The organism is Methylobacterium sp. Leaf91 (assembly GCF_001422815.1).
Lineage (GTDB): Bacteria > Pseudomonadota > Alphaproteobacteria > Rhizobiales > Beijerinckiaceae > Methylobacterium.
This window is the reverse complement of sequence record NZ_LMMP01000045.1, coordinates 62,938-79,679: the sequence shown is the minus strand read 5'-3', so window position 1 is coordinate 79,679 and position 16,742 is coordinate 62,938. Positions and strand designations below refer to the sequence as shown.

Below are 16,742 nucleotides of genomic sequence, written 5' to 3'. Positions count from 1 at the left end.
GCACGCGGCAATGACACGGACTGGTCTTCTGGCGATGCTCCTCCTTCACGGAGCCGCCGCGCCGGCCTTGGCAGCGGGGGGAGCCCAGCACGACCTCGTGCCCGTCGATCCGCCCTACACGATGACGTCCGGCCTGAAAGGCAAGGACGGCAAGCCCGCCAAGGACATCAGCGGCATCGCCTGCATGCCCCCACGGGAGGGCAAACGCCGGTGCCTCGTGGTCAACGACGAGAATACCGGCGCGCAATTCATCACCATCGACGGGCACACGATCACGCCCGGTGCCGATATCGACCTCGTCGGCGGCGGACCGAGCCCGAACACGCTGGGAACCCCGCCCTCGAAGAACGGATGCTCGGGCGGCGAGGGCAAGTTCGACGATCTCGACGGCGAAGGCGTCGCCTATGCCGCCCCGTATTTCTACGTGGTCGGTTCGCATGGCTGCTCGCGCGGCAAGGCGAAGTTCAAGCTCTCCACCTTCGTGCTGGCGCGCATCAAGGTCGACGCGGCCGGCGAGCCGGTGGGACCGAGTGCAGTCGAGACCACCTACCGCCTCGGTGACGCCCTCGGCCTGGCAGAAACCGTCAGCGCCTACTACACGCAGGATCTCCAGACCGATGACGGCGACGCTACGCCCAACGGCCTCAATATCGAGGGCGTCGCCGTCGATGGAACGCGCCTGTTCGCCGGGCTGCGCGCACCGTCCCATGACGGCAAGACCTTCATCGTCGAGGCGGATGTCGGGGCTTTGTTCGCCCAGGGGCACGAGTCGCTCATGGCTGCCCCTCAGGTGATCCCCCTCATGGTCGGGCGTGGGGCCGGGATCCGCGATCTCGCCATCCTGCCCGACGGGCGGCTCCTCGTCCTCACCGGGCCGGCTCAGGGACAGACCGACGTGCCCTACAGCCTGTTCGCGGCCGGGGCCACCACCAACGCGAAGCTCGAGCCGATCGGCCGTCTCACCGGGGCGGAAAAGGGAGCCAAGGCGGAGGGCGTCGCTGTGCTGGGCGACAAGCGCATCCTGGTGATGTTCGACAGCGTCAAGGATGGCGGACCGCTCGAATACAAACTTCCCTGACAGCCTTTGTCGTTCAGGCGGCGTGTGGGGCGACGACCGGCGCGGCGACGCTGCGGCGGACGGCATCCCGGCACAGGGCGGACACAACCACGACTATCAAGCTCGCCCTACAGGCGAGTTTCAAGCGCGGGGCCGGGCAGCACCACGGTGGGCAGCCAGGAGCTCGGCCCCGTCTCACGAGTGATGCGCGTCGACCTCCGGCGGCAACGGCGTCATGGGCTACTTCCTCATGGTTCGTGCCTCGCGCGGGAGCCCGATCGGTCGAGCCCGAGCCTATGTCGAGGAACTGCTAGCGCGCCAAGGCGAACAGTCGGTCGCAATCGACATGCGCCTCGACATGGCGCGCGAGGGCATCGAGGACACGTTCGACCTCGCCCTCGTAGGAATGACCGTCGGAGGCCGCTCCCAGGCGCGCGAGCCAGGCGGCCCGCTGCCGGTCGTCGGCGAAGAGGCCGTGAACGTAGGTGCCGCAGACCCGCCCGTCGCCAGAGACCGCACCGTCCACCCGTCCATCGGCGAAGCGCAGAAGCGGCGTCACGGTGTCCACACCGGCCGTGTCGCCGACATGCATCTCGTAGCCGCTGAACGGCAGGTCGTCGGCGAGGCTCCGCCCGCTCACCGCCTCGAGGCGCTTCAGCGGGGTCATCACCGTATCGACCTCCAGCAGGCCGAGCCCGGCGACGCTGCGCGGCTCGCCCTCGATCCCGTGCGGATCGCTCAAGGTGCGGCCGAGCATCTGGTAGCCGCCGCAGAGGCCGAGCACGTGGCCGCCCCGGCGCAGATGCGCGCGGATGTCGACGTCCCAGCCCTCGCGACGGAGGGCGTCGAGATCGTCGATCGTGGTCTTCGAGCCCGGCAGCAGGACGAGGGCGACGTCGCCCGGAATCGCCTCGCCGGGCCGGACCAGCACGACCTCCACCTCCGGCTCCGCCCGTAGCGGATCGAGGTCGTCGAAATTGGCGATGCGCGGCAGGACCGGCACCGCGACGCGAATGCGCGTCCGGCCGGAGGAGGCGGAACCGGCGAGCCCCAGCGCATCCTCGGCGGGCAGGCGCGCGGCCTCGGGGAAATGCGGCACGAGCCCAAGGGCGGGCCATCCGGTGGCCGTGGCAACGATCTCCATGCCGTCGGCGAACAGGCTCGGGTCGCCGCGAAACCGGTTGACGAGGAAGCCCACGATCATCGCCGCATCCTCGCGCGCGATCACCGCCTTGGTTCCGACGAGGCTGGCGATGACGCCGCCCCGGTCGATGTCGCCGAGCAGGATCACGGGCGTGTCGGTGGCCCGCGCGAAACCCATATTGGCGATGTCGCCCCGGCGGAGGTTGACCTCGGAGGCCGAGCCGGCGCCCTCCACGATGACGAGGTCGGCCTGGCCCTTCAGATGATCAAAACTTTCGAGCACGGAGGCCAGGAGACGCGGCTTCCAGGCCTGGTAATCTCGCGCCTTCGCGGTGCCGACCATCCGGCCCTGCACCACCACCTGCGAGCCGGTCTCGCTCTGGGGCTTCAGCAGGACCGGGTTCATGTGGATGGAGGGCGCCACCCCGCAGGCCCGCGCCTGCAGCGCCTGGGCCCGGCCGATCTCGCCGCCATCGGCGGTAACGGCCGCGTTGTTGGACATGTTCTGCGGCTTGAACGGCCGCACGGCGAGGCCGCGCCGCGTGAAGGCGCGGCACAGGCCGGCCACGATCAGCGACTTACCGACATCCGAGCCGGTGCCCTGGATCATGAAGGCGCGGGCGGTCATGCGATCGGGTCTCGTCCGGTGTGCCGAGGGGTGTCGGCGAGCCCTAGCACGACCGCGTCAGGGCCGCGACGGCGGGCCGGCGACGCAGGCGGTATCGAGAGGCCGCGCGGCCCGGCGGAAATCGAGGATGGCGGAGGCGTAGGTCTCGACGACCTCCGAGAACGGCACCCGCTCGGCCGTGAACAGGACGGCCCGATGGCTGAACAGCCGGTCCGGAATCGCGAGCGGCGCGCAGGCGGGATCGGGCGGGGCCGCTTGGTCCCAACCGGGCGGCAGAGGCTGCCAGAGACGGTCCGCCCCGATGGTCTGGCGGGTGGTGCCCAGCGCCTGGACCGCCCTGCCAAAGGGTGTATCGGTCGTCTCCAGCAGGCGGTTCATCTCCGGGTTCAGTCGCTCCGGCACGTACCAATTGTCGGCCTCCGACAGAACGTGATTCCCGCAGGCGAGCCGGACCCGGCGATATTTCAGGACGGTTTCGGGTCCGGCGGCGAGGCGGCGGCGCGTCTCTTCCGAGGCGGGCTTGTCCACATCGCGCAGGAGGGTCGCCGTGAGCCGCGGGTCCGTCGCCATGCCGTGCTCGAAGCACCAGCCTTCGAGGGTCGCGGTGGCGCTGCGGCTCGCCAGGAGCCGCGCATTGAGCCCCTCCATCACCGCCAGCGCCTCGACGCGGGCGAGATAGGTGTCCGGCCAGGATGTGATGGACTCCGCGGAGGCCGCACCGGCACCGGACAGAAGAAGCGTGAGCGGAACGAGGCAGCGTCGGAAGCCGCGACGGAACACAACCCAAGGGAGATTCCGCGATACCCTATACACGTTGACGAAGCCGTGCATAAGTTGCGGGACCGAAGCCCGCGACGCTAGGCGATCTCTCGTGGAGCTCATCTTTCCCATCGAGTTCCTCGTCAGCGGCACACCGGTCTCGTTCCAAGCGGCCCGACCGAGTTCCAAATCGCAATGGAAGCAGAAGGTCCGAGCGGCAAGCGACGGCTCCTTGCCCGAGAATCACTTCGCCTGCGAGGGTAAACTCGCCGTGACGCTGTTCTACTTCCCCGTCGGCTCCGTGCAGGGCGATGTGGACAATATCGTCAAACTGGTTCCCGATGCCCTCAACCAGCACATCTACATGGATGAGTCTCAGATCGAACGGGTGGTCATCCAGAAGTTCGAACCGCAGCGGGTGTTTTCGTTCACGCAGCCGAGCCCCGTCCTGGCGGCGGCACTGTCGGCACAGAAGCCGATTTTATACGTAAGGCTCTCGGACGATCCATTCGAGGAACTGGCATGAGCGGCATGGAACCAGAACGGCCGGTCCTCGACCTTATCATCCCGACACTCATGGATGCCGGCTACGAGGTTTATACTCACCCTTCCCGCCAGCTTCTGCCATCCTTCATGGGCGACTACGTTCCCGACGCGATTGCGCTCGGAAAACCCAAGAATCTCGCGATCGAGATCGTGCGGGATGGCTCGCGATCGGGAAGCCAGGAAAGAGTCGCGGACCGGTTCCTCGGTGTCGCCGATTGGGAACTTCGGATCTACTACGCTCGCTCCGGCGGCGGCGTACCCGCCATCGACGGCGTGACGCCCGACATCATTGACCGCACGATCGCGAAGGTCGAGGCTCTCATCGCAGCCGGCCAGATGGAGGCCGCTCTGCTGCTCGGCTGGTCGACCTTCGAAGCCATCGGGCGGGCCTTGATCCCGGACCGCCTGTCGCAATCTCAATCGTCCGCACAGCTGATCGAACAGCTCGCGGGCGAAGGCATCGTAACGCCCGACGAGGCGGATCGGCTTCGCCCCATGGCGAGCCTGCGCAACGCCGTCGCCCACGGGGCCCTGCAGCGAGACCTTGATCCCGCCGCCCTGGAGGATTTCGTCGCTACGCTGAAGCTCGTCCTCCACGAGAATCAGCCAGTCGGCGGCGTGGCCTGACCGCGCCCAGCAGTCAGAACTCGATCCCCTCCTGCGCCTTCACGCCGGCCGAGAAATGGTGCTTCACGCTGCCCATCTCGGTGACAAGGTCGGCGGCCTGGATGAGGGCCGGCTTGGCGTTGCGGCCGGTGACGATGACGTGGAGGTCGGGCCGTCGCGCCCGGAAAGCCGCCACCACGGCATCGATGGGCAGGTAATCATAGCGCAGGGCGATGTTGAGTTCGTCGAGAAGGACGAGGCGGATGGTCGGGTCGGCCATCAGCTCCTCGGCCTTGGCCCAGGCATGCTCGGCCGCCGCGATGTCGCGGGCCTTGTCCTGCGTCTCCCAGGTAAAGCCTTCCCCGAGCGTATGCCACTCGATCCGGTCGCCGAAGGCCTTCAGCGCGTGCTTCTCGCCCGTATCCCACCCCCCCTTGATGAACTGGACCACGCCGACCCGCCAGCCATGGCCGAGCGCCCGCAGGACGAGGCCGAGCCCGGCCGTGGTCTTGCCCTTGCCGGGGCCGGTATTGACGATGAGGAGGCCTTTCTCGATCGTCTTAGCCGCGACCTCGGCGTCCTGGACGGCCTTGCGCTTCTCCATCTTCTCGCGGTGACGGTCGGCCTCCGCCTCATTTATCTCCAGATCGTTCATGCGCTCGCTCCGGGTTGGGGTTTCACGATCATCGGCAGTCCCGCCACCATGAACACCACATGGTCGGCCCGCGCGGCGAGGCGCTGGTGCAGTCGCCCGGCCGCGTCGCGGAAGCGGCGGGCGAGCGCGTTGTCCGGCACGATGCCGAGACCGACCTCGTTGCCGACGAGCACCACCGGCCCCGGCGCGCGGCCGCAGGCCTCGATCAGGGCAGCGCTCGCCGCCTCGATATCGGCCTCGGACAGGATCAGGTTGGTCAGCCACAGGGTCAGGCAATCGACGAGCACCGGCTCTGTCGCCGCAGCGACGGCCTCGGCCAGATCGATCGGCACGTCCCGGGTGATCCAATCCGCCGAGCGGCGCGACCGGTGAAGGGCGACGCGCTCCCGCATCTCGTCGTCCCAGACCTGCGCGGTGGCGAGGTAGAGCCACGGCGCGGGGCAAGCTTCGATCAGGCGCTCCGCGTGCAGGCTCTTGCCCGAGCGCGCGCCGCCGAGGACCAGTGTCATTCTTGGAGAAGGCTGCCGCATGGCTCCCTTTAGCGCGAAACCGCCCTGCCCCGTCAAAGCCGGTAAAACGCTTTGGCGGCGCGTTGTCAGCGGTCGCGCGAGCGCGTAGAAGCGAGGTTCGGACGGTGCCCCGGCGACGGGGTGAAAAGGGAATGCGGTGAGGGCTCGCGCCTGAAACCGCAGCTGCCCCCGCAACTGTGAGCGGAGACGGGTCTGCCATCGGCCACCGGAGCGATCCGGGAAGGCGGCAGGACCGGACGACCCGCGAGCCAGGAGACCTGCCTTCCGAAGGGGACATTGTCCTCCCGCTCTATCCTCGAACGCCGCCGGCGGGGCGGCTGGAGACCTGACACGATGACCACGAACACCCTCGTCCTCACCGGCACCCGCAGCAACGAGCGTCTCGGCGCGGTGCTCATGGCCGCTTTCCTCGGCCTCGGGCTCGTCTTCATGGCCGGCTTCGCCCCGGCGATGGCGCTGCACAACGCGGCCCACGATTTCCGGCACGCCCAGAATTTCCCCTGCCACTGACCGCCTCGCGCTCAGTCAGGACCTGATTCCATGATGATCCGACTCGTGTCGGCGGCCCTGGTCGCCGGCTTCCTGGCGGCTGTCGTCGCCACGGGCTTGCAGCTCGCCCTCACCTCGCCGCTGATCATCGCGGCCGAGCGTTACGAGAGCGGCGAAGCCACGGCGCCGGCCGCGCTATGGATGCCGCGCGGCGCCTCCCCGGCCTCCCTCATCGTGCCCGTCCATTCGGGCCACGACCATGGTGGCAAGGACCATGGCGGCAAGACGGACGGTGTCGAAGGCGGCGAGGTCGCTCCGGCCTGGCAGCCCGGCCCCGGCCTGCCCCGGATGGTCTTCACCGCCCTCGCGACCCTGGTCGGCGGCGTCGGCTACGCCCTGTTGCTGGGCGCGGCTCTCATTGCCTGTGGGCGCGAGCCGAGCCCGGAAACCGGCCTGCGATTCGCCATCGCGGGGTTCCTCGCCGTGGCCCTCGCCCCGGCCCTCGGCCTGCCGCCTGAACTACCCGGCATGGAGGCGGCCCCGCTCGCCGAACGCCAGTTCTGGTGGATCATGACCGCGGCCGCCACCGCCATGGGGCTTTACCTCATCGCGATCCGCCGCTCCTCCATCGCCATCGCTGGAGGGCTCGTGCTTCTCGTCGCGCCACATCTGGCCGGAGCGCCGGAGACGAGCCACACCGCCTCCGCCCTGCCCCCGGGCTACGCGGCCCAATTCGCCGCTCGGTCGCTCGGCATCGCCTTCGTGTTCTGGGCGGTGATCGGCCTTGCCTTCGGCTGGGCCTGGAACAGCGTCGGGCGCAAGAGCCCGGCGACGTCCCATGCCTGACGAGGACATCCAGGCCGGCAGCCCGGTCGTACTCTATGTCTGCGCCACCTGTCGCACGGCCGGCGACACGTCCGAGCCCCGCTCCGGGGCCCGCCTCGTCTCGGCGCTGCGCGATGCGGTGACGGAAGCCGCCATCGAGGGCATCGCGGTCGAAAGCGTGGAGTGCCTCTCCGTCTGCAAGCGCCCCTGCACCGTCGCCGTGGCTTCCGAAGGCCGCTGGACCTACGTCTACGGCGATCTCGACCCGGTCGAATCCGCCAGAACCATCCTCGCGGGCATCGGCCTGTACGCGGAGACGCCCGACGGCATCGTGCCCTGGAAGGCGCGGCCGGAGGCGTTCCGCAAAGGCGTCGTCGCCCGCATTCCCCCGTTTCCTCCGCCCCGCGCGGACAGAATTCCGGACGCCGCCGAATGAGCATCGTCGAGAAGATCCCCTGCACCATCGTCACCGGCTTCCTCGGAGCCGGCAAGACGACCCTCGTGCGTCACCTCGTGGAGAATGCCGGCGGTCGTCGGCTCGCCATCATCGTCAACGAGTTCGGCGATATCGGCTTCGACGGATCGTTCCTGGCCGCCTGCGGCATCGAGGGCTGCCAGGACGAGGACATCGTGGAACTGGCCAATGGCTGCATCTGCTGCACCGTGGCCGACGACTTCGTACCGGCCCTGAACAAGCTGCTCGACCGGCCCGACCCGCCGGAGCACATCCTCATCGAGACGTCCGGCCTCGCTCTGCCGAAGCCCCTGGTCCAGGCCTTCCACTGGCCGGCGATCCGCTCGCGGGTGACCGTGGACGGGGTCATCGCGGTGATCGACGGACCGGCCGTGGCGGCCGGCTTCTTCGCCGACGATCCGGCGGCCCTCGCCGCACAGCGCGCCGACGATGCCAGCGTCGATCACGACAACCCGCTGGAAGAGGTGTTCGAGGACCAGCTCCTCTGCGCCGATCTTGTGGTCATGAACAAGGCCGACCTCCTCGACGAGGCCGGAAAGGCCAAGGTCCGCGCCGAGGTGGAGCGCCAGCTGCCGCGCGCGGTGAAGATGGTCGAGGCCGAGCATGGCCACCTCGATCCGCGCGTGATCCTCGGTCTCGGTGCCGCCGCCGAGGACGATCTCGACGCCCGCCCCTCCCATCACGGCGAGGGCGAGGACCACGATCACGACGATTTCGACTCCGTGGCCATTGCCGTGCCTGCCACGGCGAGCGCCGAGGATCTGGCCTCCCGCGTCGCCCGCGCCGCCGAGACCAGCGGCGTCCTGCGGATCAAGGGCTTCGCCGAGGTCACCGGCAAGCCGATGCGCCTCGTGGTCCAGGGCGTCGGTGCCCGTATCGCCCATCATTACGACCGCCCCTGGCGGGCGAGCGAGAACCGCGACGGCCGGCTCGTGGTCATCGGGCTGAAGGGTTTCGACCAGGGGGCGGTGGCGGCCGCCCTGGCGGGGTGAGCGCGTTGACCGCCCGACGGATCCTGGCTCTCGTGTGCCGCGGCCTCGTAGCCGCGTCCGGCCTGGCGGCTCTCGCGGCGATCGGTGGCTGCTCGGATTCACGCCCACCCAAACCGGAGTTTCAGGCTTCGGACAGCCGGACGATGGCACGCCTCGCTCCGGTGGCCCGCCCACTGGGCCAGACGAGCGATGCGAAGCTCGCCTATACCCACGACCTGACCATCGGGTTACCGCCCCAGCGGGTGAACGCGCATTTCGAGGCGGCGCGCGACCGCTGCCTGAACGAGGCGGCTCTGAAATGCGTTCTCGTCGCTGCGTCCATCGACGATGGCCGCAGGCCTGCGGGTCGTCCGCAGGCGCAGGTTCAGGTCCGACTGCCGCATGAATCCGTCGCGCCCTTCATGGCCTTCGTCACGGCGCCCCTCCCCGGCGAGGCGGCGGGTGACGTCGTGCTCCGGAGCCAGTCGACGCGTGCCGACGACCTGACGGACGCCATCGAGGATGGCGGCCGGCGCTTGGCCCAGCTCACCGCCTATCGCGCCCGGCTCGACGCGATCGCTGCACGGCCCGACCCGCGCGTGGAGGATCTGATCCGCATCGCGCAGGAATTGGCGCAGGTTCAGTCGCAGATCGAGGAAGCCGATGCCAAGCAGCGCGGCCTGAACCAGCGCGTCGACACGGAGCTCGTCTCCATCGCCCTGCGCTCCGACGAGGCGAGGGCCGGGCCTCTCGCCCCCGTGGAGGAAGCCTGGGCCCAGGCAGGCCAGACCTTCGGCGCGAGCGCTGGATCGGCCTTGCGCTTCGTCGTCGCCGGCTTGCCATGGTTACCGCTGGTGCTGATCGGTGTGCTTCTCCTTCGCGCGCTGTGGCGCCGGCGCGGCCGCCAAAGCGCCGTGACCGAGCGGACGTCCTCCAGGGCACAGCCATGACGGCGCGCCGCCCATGCATCTGATCCGAATCGACACGGTCTCCCTCGACGAGGGCGAAGCCGCCATCGATCTGGGCCAGGCGCCCGGCGACATCGTGTTCCTGTCCTTCACCGATTCCGACCTCTCCGGCATGGCCGGCGCGCATGCGGCCGAGCGGGAGGCGGCGGCACGGGACCCGTCGGCAGTCGACGTCCCGACGCTCCGCCTCGCCAAACTGGCGCGGCTGCGCCATCCGATGTCCGTCGATCTCTACGTGGACAACGTGATCGCGCGGTCGAAATTCGTGGTCATCCGCTGCCTCGGTGGCCTCGATTACTGGCGCTACGGCATCGAGCGCGCCGCCGCCGCGGCTCGCGCGAACGGCGTGAAGCTCGCCGTCATTCCGGGCTGCGACAAGCCCGATCCCCGCCTCACTGCCTTCTCGACGGTGGCTCCCGAACTGGTGGAGACACTCGAGGGCTATTGCCGCGCGGGCGGAGCCGAAAACCTGCGTAGAATGATCCGGCGTCTCTCCGGCGAGATTGGGTATGCGATCGAAGCGCTGCCGCCGGTCGCCCTGCCGCGCGGCTTCGCCTGGTGTCCGGGTTGCGGACCGGTCGCACACGAGACCGCCCTCGCCGCAGCCGGGCAGAACCGCCCCCTCGCCCTGATCCTGGTCTATCGCTCGGCCGTGCTCGGCGGCGACACCCGGCCGGTGGCCGACCTCATCGCGGCCCTCGGTGAGCGCGGCATCGGAGCCGCCACCCTCGCGGTCGCAAGCCTCAAGGACGCGCTCGCCCTCGATACCGTGCGGGAGGCTCTGGCCGCGCGCAGCCCGGACATCGTCATCGCGGCGACGGCCTTCTCCGCGCGGGAGGATGCCGGATTCGTCCTCGATGGCGCCGACGCGCCCATTCTGCAGGCCTACACGATCGGGGCCTCACGGGAGGCCTGGGAGGCCTCGGCGCGGGGGATGAACGCCGCCGACCTCGCCATGCAGGTGGCGCTTCCCGAATTCGACGGACGGCTCTCCGGTTTCCCGATTTCGTTCAAGGAGGACGGGCCGGAGATCGACGGGTTCAGCGAGCGCCGCGCCGTTCCCTTCCCGGCCGGCATCGCGGCCCTGGCCGACCGCGCCTCCGCCTGGGTGGCGCTGAAACACCGACCGCGCGCAACGCGTCGCCTCGCTCTGGTCCTGTCCGACTACCCTGCCAGAGGCGGCCGGGCCGGCTTCGCCGTGGGGCTCGACACGCCGGCGAGTGCGGGGACCATCGCGGAGACGCTGCGGCAGGCCGGCTATGCGGTGGGCCACCTGCCGGAGCCGGACGCTCTGATGCACGCGCTCACGAAGGAAGCTCCGACCTTCGCGGTATCGCTCGCGGCCTATCGCGACTGGCTCACCACACTGTCACCGGACGAGCGCGGCACGCTCGATCGACGGTGGGGCGAGCCGGAAGCCGACCCGGTCTGCACTGACGGGGCGTTCCGATTCCCGATGGTCGTGGCCACTACTGCTTCCCCCCCACGACCTCATCCTGAGGTGCCGGAGCGCAGCGCCGGCCTCGAAGGAGGCTTCCAGCTGCCTCAGAGAGATCTGGAAGCCACCTTCGAGGCCGCTGATGCGGCACCTCAGGATGAGGTCATTGGTTGGACGAGAGGACGCCTCGCCGTCTTCCTTCAGCCCGACCGTGGCCGGGCGGCGGATCGCAAGGCGGGCTATCACGACCCCGACGAGCCGCCGACCCATGCCTATCTCGCCTTCCATCTCGGATTGCGGGAAGGGTTCGACGCCCTGATCCATCTCGGCACCCACGGCACCACCGAATGGCTGCCGGGCAAGGCGGTGGCCTTGTCGCCGGCCTGCTGGCCGGCGCGGGCGATCGGGCATCTGCCCGTGATCTACCCCTTCATCGTCGACGATCCCGGCGAGGCGGCCCCCGTGAAACGCCGGCTCGGCGGCATCGCCCTTGGCCACCTCACGCCCCAGACCGAATGCGCCGGCCTGACTCCGGAGGCTGCACGGCTACGTGAACTCGTGGAGGAATATTCCTCGGCCAGCGTGCTCGATCCGCGACGGGCAGACATCATCGCCCGCGCGATCCTCGACGATGCGGCCGATGCCGGCCTTCTCTCGGGCGCCGGGATCGACGCCGACACTTCCATGGCCGACGCGCTCACCGCCCTCGACGCGCATCTGTGCGATCTCGGTGAGGTGACCACCCGCGACGGGCTCCACGTGTTCGGATCGGCACCGGACGACGCGCCGGCCCCTGTGAGAGCCTGCGCGGCCGCCGAGCGCGAGGGACTGCTCGCGGCCCTCGACGGACGCTTCGTTCCCCCAGGCCCCGCCGGTTCGCCCTCTCGCGGGCGGACCGACGTGATGCCCACGGGGCGCAACCTCACCACGCTGGATCCGCGCAGCCTGCCGACGCGGGCCGCCACGCTGCTCGGCTCGAAAGCCGCCGACGCGGTGGTGCGGCGCTACCTGCAGGACGAGGGCGACTACCCGGCCCGCATCGTCATGGATCTCTGGGCCTCTCCGACCCTCCGCACCGGCGGCGAGGACGTGGCGCATGCTCTCGCGCTCATGGGCGTGCGCCCGACCTGGGACCATGCCTCGACCCGCGTCACCGGATTCGAGGTGATGCCGCTCGCCCTCCTCGACCGGCCGCGCATCGACGTGACCCTGCGTATCTCGGGCGCGTTTCGCGACACCTTTCCCGAAACCCTCTCCCTCCTCGCCCGCGCGGCATCTGCCGTCGCCGAGCGCGACGAGGAGGACGACGAGAACCCCCTTGCCGCCGCGCGCCGCCGGGGCGAGGCTCCCGCCCGTGTCTACGGCGCAGCACCCGGCCGCTACGGCGCGGGCGCCGGCGAACTCGCCCTCGACGGGGCTTGGCAAAGCCGCGCCGATCTGGGCCAAGCCTATCTCGACGCCACCTCGCACGCCTATGGCGGGACCGAGGACATGGCCGATACGGGCTTCGCCACCCGCGTCGCGCAGGCCGACGCCTATGTCCACGCCTTCGATGTCGCCGAACGGGACCTCCTCGACGGCGACGCCGCGGCCGATGCCATGGGGGGGTTCTCCGCCGCCGCCGCGCTCGGCGGGCGCGCTCCGGCACTCTACAGCCTCGACGTTGCCGACCCGGAAAAGCCCAAGGCACGCACCGCCCGCGAGGATGCGGCGCGCCTCATCCGTGCCAAACTCGCGAACCCGCGCTGGATCGCGGCGCAGCTGCGCCACGGCTATCGCGGTGCCCAGGAACTGGCACAAGGGATCGATGCGGTCTTCGTCCTCGCCGCCGCCACGGACGCCATCTCGGACGCCGATCTCGACCGGCTCTACGGGGCTATGATCGCCGATCTCGATACGTTCGATGCCCTGCGCGCGGCCAATCCCGATGCCGCCCGCGCCATCCTCGAACGGTTCGACGAAGCGCGCCGGCGCGGCCTCTGGACCACCCGCCGCAACGCCATGGCGGCCGACGAGCTGATGTCGGAGGCGGCCGAATGAGCGCGCCGCGCCGCGTCTCCCCGGAGCCTGCACGCCGGGGCTGGTGCCCGAGCCTCGCCCGGCCGATGCCGACAGGGGATGGGCTGCTTGCCCGCGTGCATCCACCACTGGGCATCCTTACGCCGGCGCAGGCGCGGGCGGTGGCGGAAGGCGCGCGCCGCTTCGGCAACGGCCATATCGACGTGACGGCGCGGGCTAATTTGCAGGTCCGGGGCGTCACCGAGGCTACCCGCTGCGGGCTCGCGGAGGCCCTCGGCGCGGCCGCGCTAGACGATGTACGTAGCGACGGTGGGCCACAGCGGCTCACCCTGACCGCGCCGCTCGCCGGCCTCGAAGCGACGGCCATCGACATTCCGACCCTGGCCGGGGCGATCGAGGCCATCGGGTTGGCGATCCCGGGCCTGCCGCCCAAGGCGCTGGTCGCCGTCGAGGCGGCGGAGTGCGGCGCCTGCCTCGGCGGGGCCCAGCCGGATTGCCATCTCGTCGCCACGGCGGAGGGCTTGGTGTTGCAACTCGCAGGCGACGCGGCTTGGTGGCATGTCCCGGCAGACGGCGTGCATTCTGTCCTCGCCGCCGCCTTGCGTCGGCTCGCCGGGAGCGGTGAGCGCCGGATGCGAGATATATCCGCCCTAGATAGGAGCGGCCTGACGCTCGGCTTAGGCTTGCGCTCCGCAGCGCCTCCTCCTGGCGCATCGCTACCGCGCCCTGGCCTACTTGCCCTGAACTCACATCTCACCAACGCTCGTGGGCAGCACGAGTCCCGCCCTAGCGAAGCTTCGCCCGTCGGCATCCTGCTCGACGCGCCCTTCGGCCGCTGCACGGCGGACGCCCTGGACTCCCTCGCCGATGCGACCGAAATTCTCGGCATGGAGCCCCTGCGGCTCTCGCCGACGAGGGGGTTTCTGCTCGTTGCCCCCAACGCGGCGGCGGCGGAGGCGGTGCGACCCATCCTCGCGGCGGCAGGCTTCTTGACGGAGCCGGACGATCCGAGACGGGCGGTTGCCGCCTGTCCGGGAGCGCCGGCCTGCACTTCCGGCTCGACGACGACGCTTATCGACGCGGCACGGCTGGCCGACGCCTTCGAGGCCTTCTCGGCGCGAGGCCTGTCGGCCCATGTCTCCGGCTGCGCCAAGGGCTGTGCCCATCCTGCCGCCGCTTCGCTCACCCTGGTCGGGCGCGATGGCCTCTATGGCATCGTCCTCGACGGCCGGCCCGATGCATTGCCGGCGACCCTCCTCACTTTCGACGCGGCGCTGGAGCGCGTAAGGAGGGCCGATCCAGCCTATCCCGAAACCCTCGCCCACGCTTTCAGGACATCCCCATGAGTTCGCGCCTCGACTATCTGCGCGACGGACAGGCGATCTACGCCCGATCCTTCGCCATGATCCGCGCCGAGGCCGACCTCGCCCGCTTCTCCGGCACCGCCGAACGCGTCGTCGTGCGGATGATCCATGCCTGCGGCATGACCGACCTGCCCAAGGACGTGGAAGCCTCCGAGGATTTCGCCGCCAGCGGCGAGGCCGCGCTCAAAGCCGGAGCACCGATCCTGTGCGATGTGCGCATGGTCGCCGACGGTGTCACCCGCTCGCGCCTTCCCGCCGACAACCGGGTGATCTGCACCCTGACCGACCCTCGCGTGCCCGGCCTCGCCGCCGAGCTGAACACGACCCGCACGGCCGCCGCCATGGAACTCTGGCGCGAGCATCTTCCCGGCAGCATCGTCGCCGTCGGCAACGCGCCGACCGCCCTGTTCCGGCTGCTCGAACTGCTCGATGAAGGCGTTGCCCCGCCGGCGGCGGTCATCGGTATCCCCGTCGGCTTCGTGGGTGCCGCCGAATCGAAGGAGGCCCTCGCCCGCGACGGTCGGGTGCCCTTCATCGTCGTTCATGGAAGGCGCGGCGGCAGCGCCATGACCGCCTCCGCGATCAACGCCCTCGCCAACGAGATCGAGTGATGGATTCGAGCGAGCGGCTTCCCCCCGCCGAGCCAGCGGACGTCACCGAGATCCCGCGACAGGTCACCACCGGCACGCTCTACGGCGTCGGGATGGGGCCGGGCGACCCGGATTATCTCACCGTCCGCGCCATGAAGCTCCTGGCCGAGGCGCCGGTCCTGGTGCATTTCTGCAAGAAGGGCCGGCGCGGCAATTCCCGCACTATCGCCGACGCGGTGATGCGCGACCCGGCCCGCGAGATGCCGCTGGTCTATCCCTACACCACCGAGCTTCCCCCCGAGCATGGCGAGTACGTCTCCGCCCTCGCGTCCTTCTACGACGATGCGGCGACGCGGATCGCCGACCATCTCGGGGCCGGGAGGGACGTGGCGATCCTGTCGGAGGGCGACCCGTTCTTCTACGGCTCGTTCATGCATCTGTGGCGCCGTCTGAAGGACCGTTTCCCGGTGGAAGTCGTACCCGGCGTCACTGGCATGTCGGGCTGTTGGACCAGGGCCGGAACGCCGATCACCTGGGGCGACGACGTACTGACCATTCTACCGGCGACGCTGGGCCATGACGCCCTGGTGGAGCGCCTGCGCATCACCGACGCCGCCGTCATCATGAAGCTCGGCCGCCACCTGCCGAAGGTGCGCAAGGCGCTGGCCGAGACCGGCCTCCTCGACCGCGCGGTCTATGTGGAACGCGGCACCATGGCCGGCGAGAAGGTGATCGCGCTGGCCGAGAAGCCGGACGACGACGCCCCCTACTTCTCGATGGTTCTGGTGCCCGGCGAGGGGCGCCGCCCGTGACCGGCTCCGTCACGGTCGTCGGCCTCGGGCCGGGCGATCCGCGTCTCCTCACCCAGGCGGCGAGCGAGGCCCTGGCGCAGGCGCAGGACCTCATCGGCTACATCCCCTACGTCGCCCGCGTGCCCGATCGTCCGGGGCTGACGAAACATGCCACCGATAACCGCGTCGAGATCGACCGCGCCGGCCACGCGCTCCGGCTCGCCGCCTCCGGCCGCCGGGTCGCGGTGGTGTCCGGCGGCGATCCGGGGGTCTTCGCCATGGCGGCGGCGATCTTCGAGGCGGTGGAGACCGGCGACCCGGCATGGCGCCACCTCGCCATCACGGTCGAGCCCGGCATAACGGCGATGCTGGCGGCCGCCGCTCGCCTCGGCGCGCCCCTCGGCGGCGATTTCTGCGCGATGTCGCTGTCCGACAACCTCAAGCCCTGGGAGGTCATCACCGCCCGGTTGGAGGCGGTGCTGCGGGCCGATTTCGTGATCTCGCTCTACAACCCGATCTCGTCGGCCCGACCCTGGCAGCTCGGGGCCGCGCTCGGTCTGGCGGCCGAGCACCGCGCACCGGAGACGCCGGTCATCTTCGCCCGCGCGGTCTCCCGCCCGGACGAGGCGATCCGAATCCTCACCCTGGCGCAGGCGCGTGAGACGAAGGCGGATATGGCGACGATGGTGATCATCGGCGCTTCCGCCACCCGGCTGATCCCGCGCGGTGACGCGACGCCCTTCGTCTACACCCCGCGCAGCGTGCCGGCGTGAGGGCGGGACGTCGGCCACACGGAGACCCTCCCCCCTTTGCGGGGGAGGGTGCCTGCGGAGCAGGCGGGAGAGGGTGCGACCTCTCCGGAAATGGATTTCCCCTCATCCGACCCGC

The 16,742-nt window shown here is 70.0% G+C and carries 17 protein-coding genes and 1 riboswitch; of the genes, 13 read left to right on the top strand and 4 right to left on the bottom strand.

Features of this window, described 5'->3' with window-relative positions; translation table 11 throughout:
- The first annotated feature begins 10 nt into the window (after window positions 1-10).
- A complete protein-coding gene (locus ASF32_RS18885) occupies window positions 11-1,078 on the top strand; it encodes a DUF3616 domain-containing protein (RefSeq protein ID WP_056431916.1) in 1,068 nt (355 codons plus the stop codon).
- Window positions 1,079-1,367: 289 nt separating this feature from the next.
- On the opposite strand, the gene ASF32_RS18880 is transcribed toward ASF32_RS18885, so the two are convergent.
- On the bottom strand, window positions 1,368-2,828 hold the full coding sequence (locus tag ASF32_RS18880; RefSeq protein ID WP_200919192.1) for a cobyric acid synthase: 1,461 nt from the start codon (window positions 2,826-2,828) through the stop codon (window positions 1,368-1,370).
- Between the two features lie 57 nt (window positions 2,829-2,885).
- Complete coding sequence (locus tag ASF32_RS18875) at window positions 2,886-3,608, bottom strand: hypothetical protein (RefSeq protein ID WP_244477878.1); 723 nt, start codon at window positions 3,606-3,608, stop codon at window positions 2,886-2,888.
- Window positions 3,609-3,699: 91 nt separating this feature from the next.
- Here ASF32_RS18875 and ASF32_RS18870 point away from each other — a divergent pair, with 91 nt between their 5' ends.
- Window positions 3,700-4,113: a RusA family crossover junction endodeoxyribonuclease gene (locus ASF32_RS18870; RefSeq protein WP_056431913.1), complete on the top strand. Its 414-nt coding sequence runs from the start codon at window positions 3,700-3,702 to the stop codon at window positions 4,111-4,113.
- Window positions 4,110-4,760 carry a hypothetical protein gene (locus ASF32_RS18865; protein ID WP_056431910.1) on the top strand — a complete coding sequence of 217 codons (651 nt, stop codon included), beginning with the start codon at window positions 4,110-4,112 and terminating at the stop codon, window positions 4,758-4,760. Before ASF32_RS18870 ends, ASF32_RS18865 begins: the two co-directional genes overlap by 4 nt.
- A 13-nt stretch (window positions 4,761-4,773) precedes the next feature.
- On the opposite strand, the gene cobO is transcribed toward ASF32_RS18865, so the two are convergent.
- The gene (gene cobO / locus ASF32_RS18860; RefSeq protein WP_056431907.1) at window positions 4,774-5,394 is read right to left on the bottom strand and encodes a cob(I)yrinic acid a,c-diamide adenosyltransferase; all 621 of its coding nucleotides are present in this window, start codon (window positions 5,392-5,394) and stop codon (window positions 4,774-4,776) included.
- Complete coding sequence (gene cobU, locus ASF32_RS18855) at window positions 5,391-5,903, bottom strand: bifunctional adenosylcobinamide kinase/adenosylcobinamide-phosphate guanylyltransferase (RefSeq protein WP_056431903.1); 513 nt, start codon at window positions 5,901-5,903, stop codon at window positions 5,391-5,393. The genes cobO and cobU overlap by 4 nt, the downstream gene beginning before the upstream one ends.
- A gap of 106 nt (window positions 5,904-6,009) precedes the next feature.
- Window positions 6,010-6,204, top strand: a riboswitch (cobalamin riboswitch).
- A gap of 53 nt (window positions 6,205-6,257) precedes the next feature.
- Between cobU and ASF32_RS18850 the strand changes: the two genes are divergently transcribed.
- The 10 genes from ASF32_RS18850 to cobJ all read left to right on the top strand — a co-directional run bounded on the left by ASF32_RS18850 (window position 6,258) and on the right by cobJ (window position 16,627).
- Complete coding sequence (locus tag ASF32_RS18850; RefSeq protein WP_018045261.1) at window positions 6,258-6,434, top strand: CbtB-domain containing protein; 177 nt, start codon at window positions 6,258-6,260, stop codon at window positions 6,432-6,434.
- Window positions 6,435-6,464: 30 nt separating this feature from the next.
- Complete coding sequence (locus tag ASF32_RS18845; protein WP_056431900.1) at window positions 6,465-7,259, top strand: CbtA family protein; 795 nt, start codon at window positions 6,465-6,467, stop codon at window positions 7,257-7,259.
- A complete protein-coding gene (locus tag ASF32_RS18840; protein WP_056431897.1) occupies window positions 7,252-7,674 on the top strand; it encodes a DUF1636 domain-containing protein in 423 nt (140 codons plus the stop codon). The genes ASF32_RS18845 and ASF32_RS18840 overlap by 8 nt, the downstream gene beginning before the upstream one ends.
- A complete protein-coding gene (cobW, locus tag ASF32_RS18835; RefSeq protein WP_056431894.1) occupies window positions 7,671-8,705 on the top strand; it encodes a cobalamin biosynthesis protein CobW in 1,035 nt (344 codons plus the stop codon). The genes ASF32_RS18840 and cobW overlap by 4 nt, the downstream gene beginning before the upstream one ends.
- A 143-nt stretch (window positions 8,706-8,848) precedes the next feature.
- Complete coding sequence (locus ASF32_RS18830; RefSeq protein ID WP_244477877.1) at window positions 8,849-9,634, top strand: DUF4349 domain-containing protein; 786 nt, start codon at window positions 8,849-8,851, stop codon at window positions 9,632-9,634.
- Window positions 9,635-9,647: 13 nt separating this feature from the next.
- Window positions 9,648-13,130 (top strand): cobaltochelatase subunit CobN, encoded by a 3,483-nt coding sequence (cobN, locus tag ASF32_RS18825; protein ID WP_056431888.1) that lies wholly within the window; start codon window positions 9,648-9,650, stop codon window positions 13,128-13,130.
- Entirely contained in the window at window positions 13,127-14,455 is a 1,329-nt protein-coding gene (locus ASF32_RS18820) for a hypothetical protein (protein ID WP_056431885.1), read from the top strand. The genes cobN and ASF32_RS18820 overlap by 4 nt, the downstream gene beginning before the upstream one ends.
- Window positions 14,452-15,084 (top strand): precorrin-8X methylmutase, encoded by a 633-nt coding sequence (locus ASF32_RS18815; RefSeq protein WP_056431883.1) that lies wholly within the window; start codon window positions 14,452-14,454, stop codon window positions 15,082-15,084. Before ASF32_RS18820 ends, ASF32_RS18815 begins: the two co-directional genes overlap by 4 nt.
- Window positions 15,084-15,875 carry a precorrin-2 C(20)-methyltransferase gene (locus ASF32_RS18810; protein ID WP_056431880.1) on the top strand — a complete coding sequence of 264 codons (792 nt, stop codon included), beginning with the start codon at window positions 15,084-15,086 and terminating at the stop codon, window positions 15,873-15,875. The genes ASF32_RS18815 and ASF32_RS18810 overlap by 1 nt, the downstream gene beginning before the upstream one ends.
- Window positions 15,872-16,627 carry a precorrin-3B C(17)-methyltransferase gene (gene cobJ / locus ASF32_RS18805; RefSeq protein ID WP_056431876.1) on the top strand — a complete coding sequence of 252 codons (756 nt, stop codon included), beginning with the start codon at window positions 15,872-15,874 and terminating at the stop codon, window positions 16,625-16,627. Before ASF32_RS18810 ends, cobJ begins: the two co-directional genes overlap by 4 nt.
- The last annotated feature ends 115 nt before the right edge of the window (window positions 16,628-16,742 follow it).

What these genes read in the sequence shown, in the direction of transcription:
- cobO (WP_056431907.1), bottom strand. Translation starts at nt 5,394, where the DNA reads ATGAACGATCTGGAGATAAATGAGGCGGAGGCCGACCGTCACCGCGAG.
- ASF32_RS18850 (WP_018045261.1), top strand. Translation starts at nt 6,258, where the DNA reads ATGACCACGAACACCCTCGTCCTCACCGGCACCCGCAGCAACGAGCGT.
- cobW (WP_056431894.1), top strand. Translation starts at nt 7,671, where the DNA reads ATGAGCATCGTCGAGAAGATCCCCTGCACCATCGTCACCGGCTTCCTC.
- ASF32_RS18885 (WP_056431916.1), top strand. Translation starts at nt 11, where the DNA reads ATGACACGGACTGGTCTTCTGGCGATGCTCCTCCTTCACGGAGCCGCC.
- ASF32_RS18840 (WP_056431897.1), top strand. Translation starts at nt 7,252, where the DNA reads ATGCCTGACGAGGACATCCAGGCCGGCAGCCCGGTCGTACTCTATGTC.
- ASF32_RS18830 (WP_244477877.1), top strand. Translation starts at nt 8,849, where the DNA reads ATGGCACGCCTCGCTCCGGTGGCCCGCCCACTGGGCCAGACGAGCGAT.
- ASF32_RS18865 (WP_056431910.1), top strand. Translation starts at nt 4,110, where the DNA reads ATGAGCGGCATGGAACCAGAACGGCCGGTCCTCGACCTTATCATCCCG.
- ASF32_RS18820 (WP_056431885.1), top strand. Translation starts at nt 13,127, where the DNA reads ATGAGCGCGCCGCGCCGCGTCTCCCCGGAGCCTGCACGCCGGGGCTGG.
- ASF32_RS18880 (WP_200919192.1), bottom strand. Translation starts at nt 2,828, where the DNA reads ATGACCGCCCGCGCCTTCATGATCCAGGGCACCGGCTCGGATGTCGGT.
- ASF32_RS18815 (WP_056431883.1), top strand. Translation starts at nt 14,452, where the DNA reads ATGAGTTCGCGCCTCGACTATCTGCGCGACGGACAGGCGATCTACGCC.
- ASF32_RS18845 (WP_056431900.1), top strand. Translation starts at nt 6,465, where the DNA reads ATGATGATCCGACTCGTGTCGGCGGCCCTGGTCGCCGGCTTCCTGGCG.
- cobU (WP_056431903.1), bottom strand. Translation starts at nt 5,903, where the DNA reads ATGACACTGGTCCTCGGCGGCGCGCGCTCGGGCAAGAGCCTGCACGCG.
- cobN (WP_056431888.1), top strand. Translation starts at nt 9,648, where the DNA reads ATGCATCTGATCCGAATCGACACGGTCTCCCTCGACGAGGGCGAAGCC.
- ASF32_RS18810 (WP_056431880.1), top strand. Translation starts at nt 15,084, where the DNA reads ATGGATTCGAGCGAGCGGCTTCCCCCCGCCGAGCCAGCGGACGTCACC.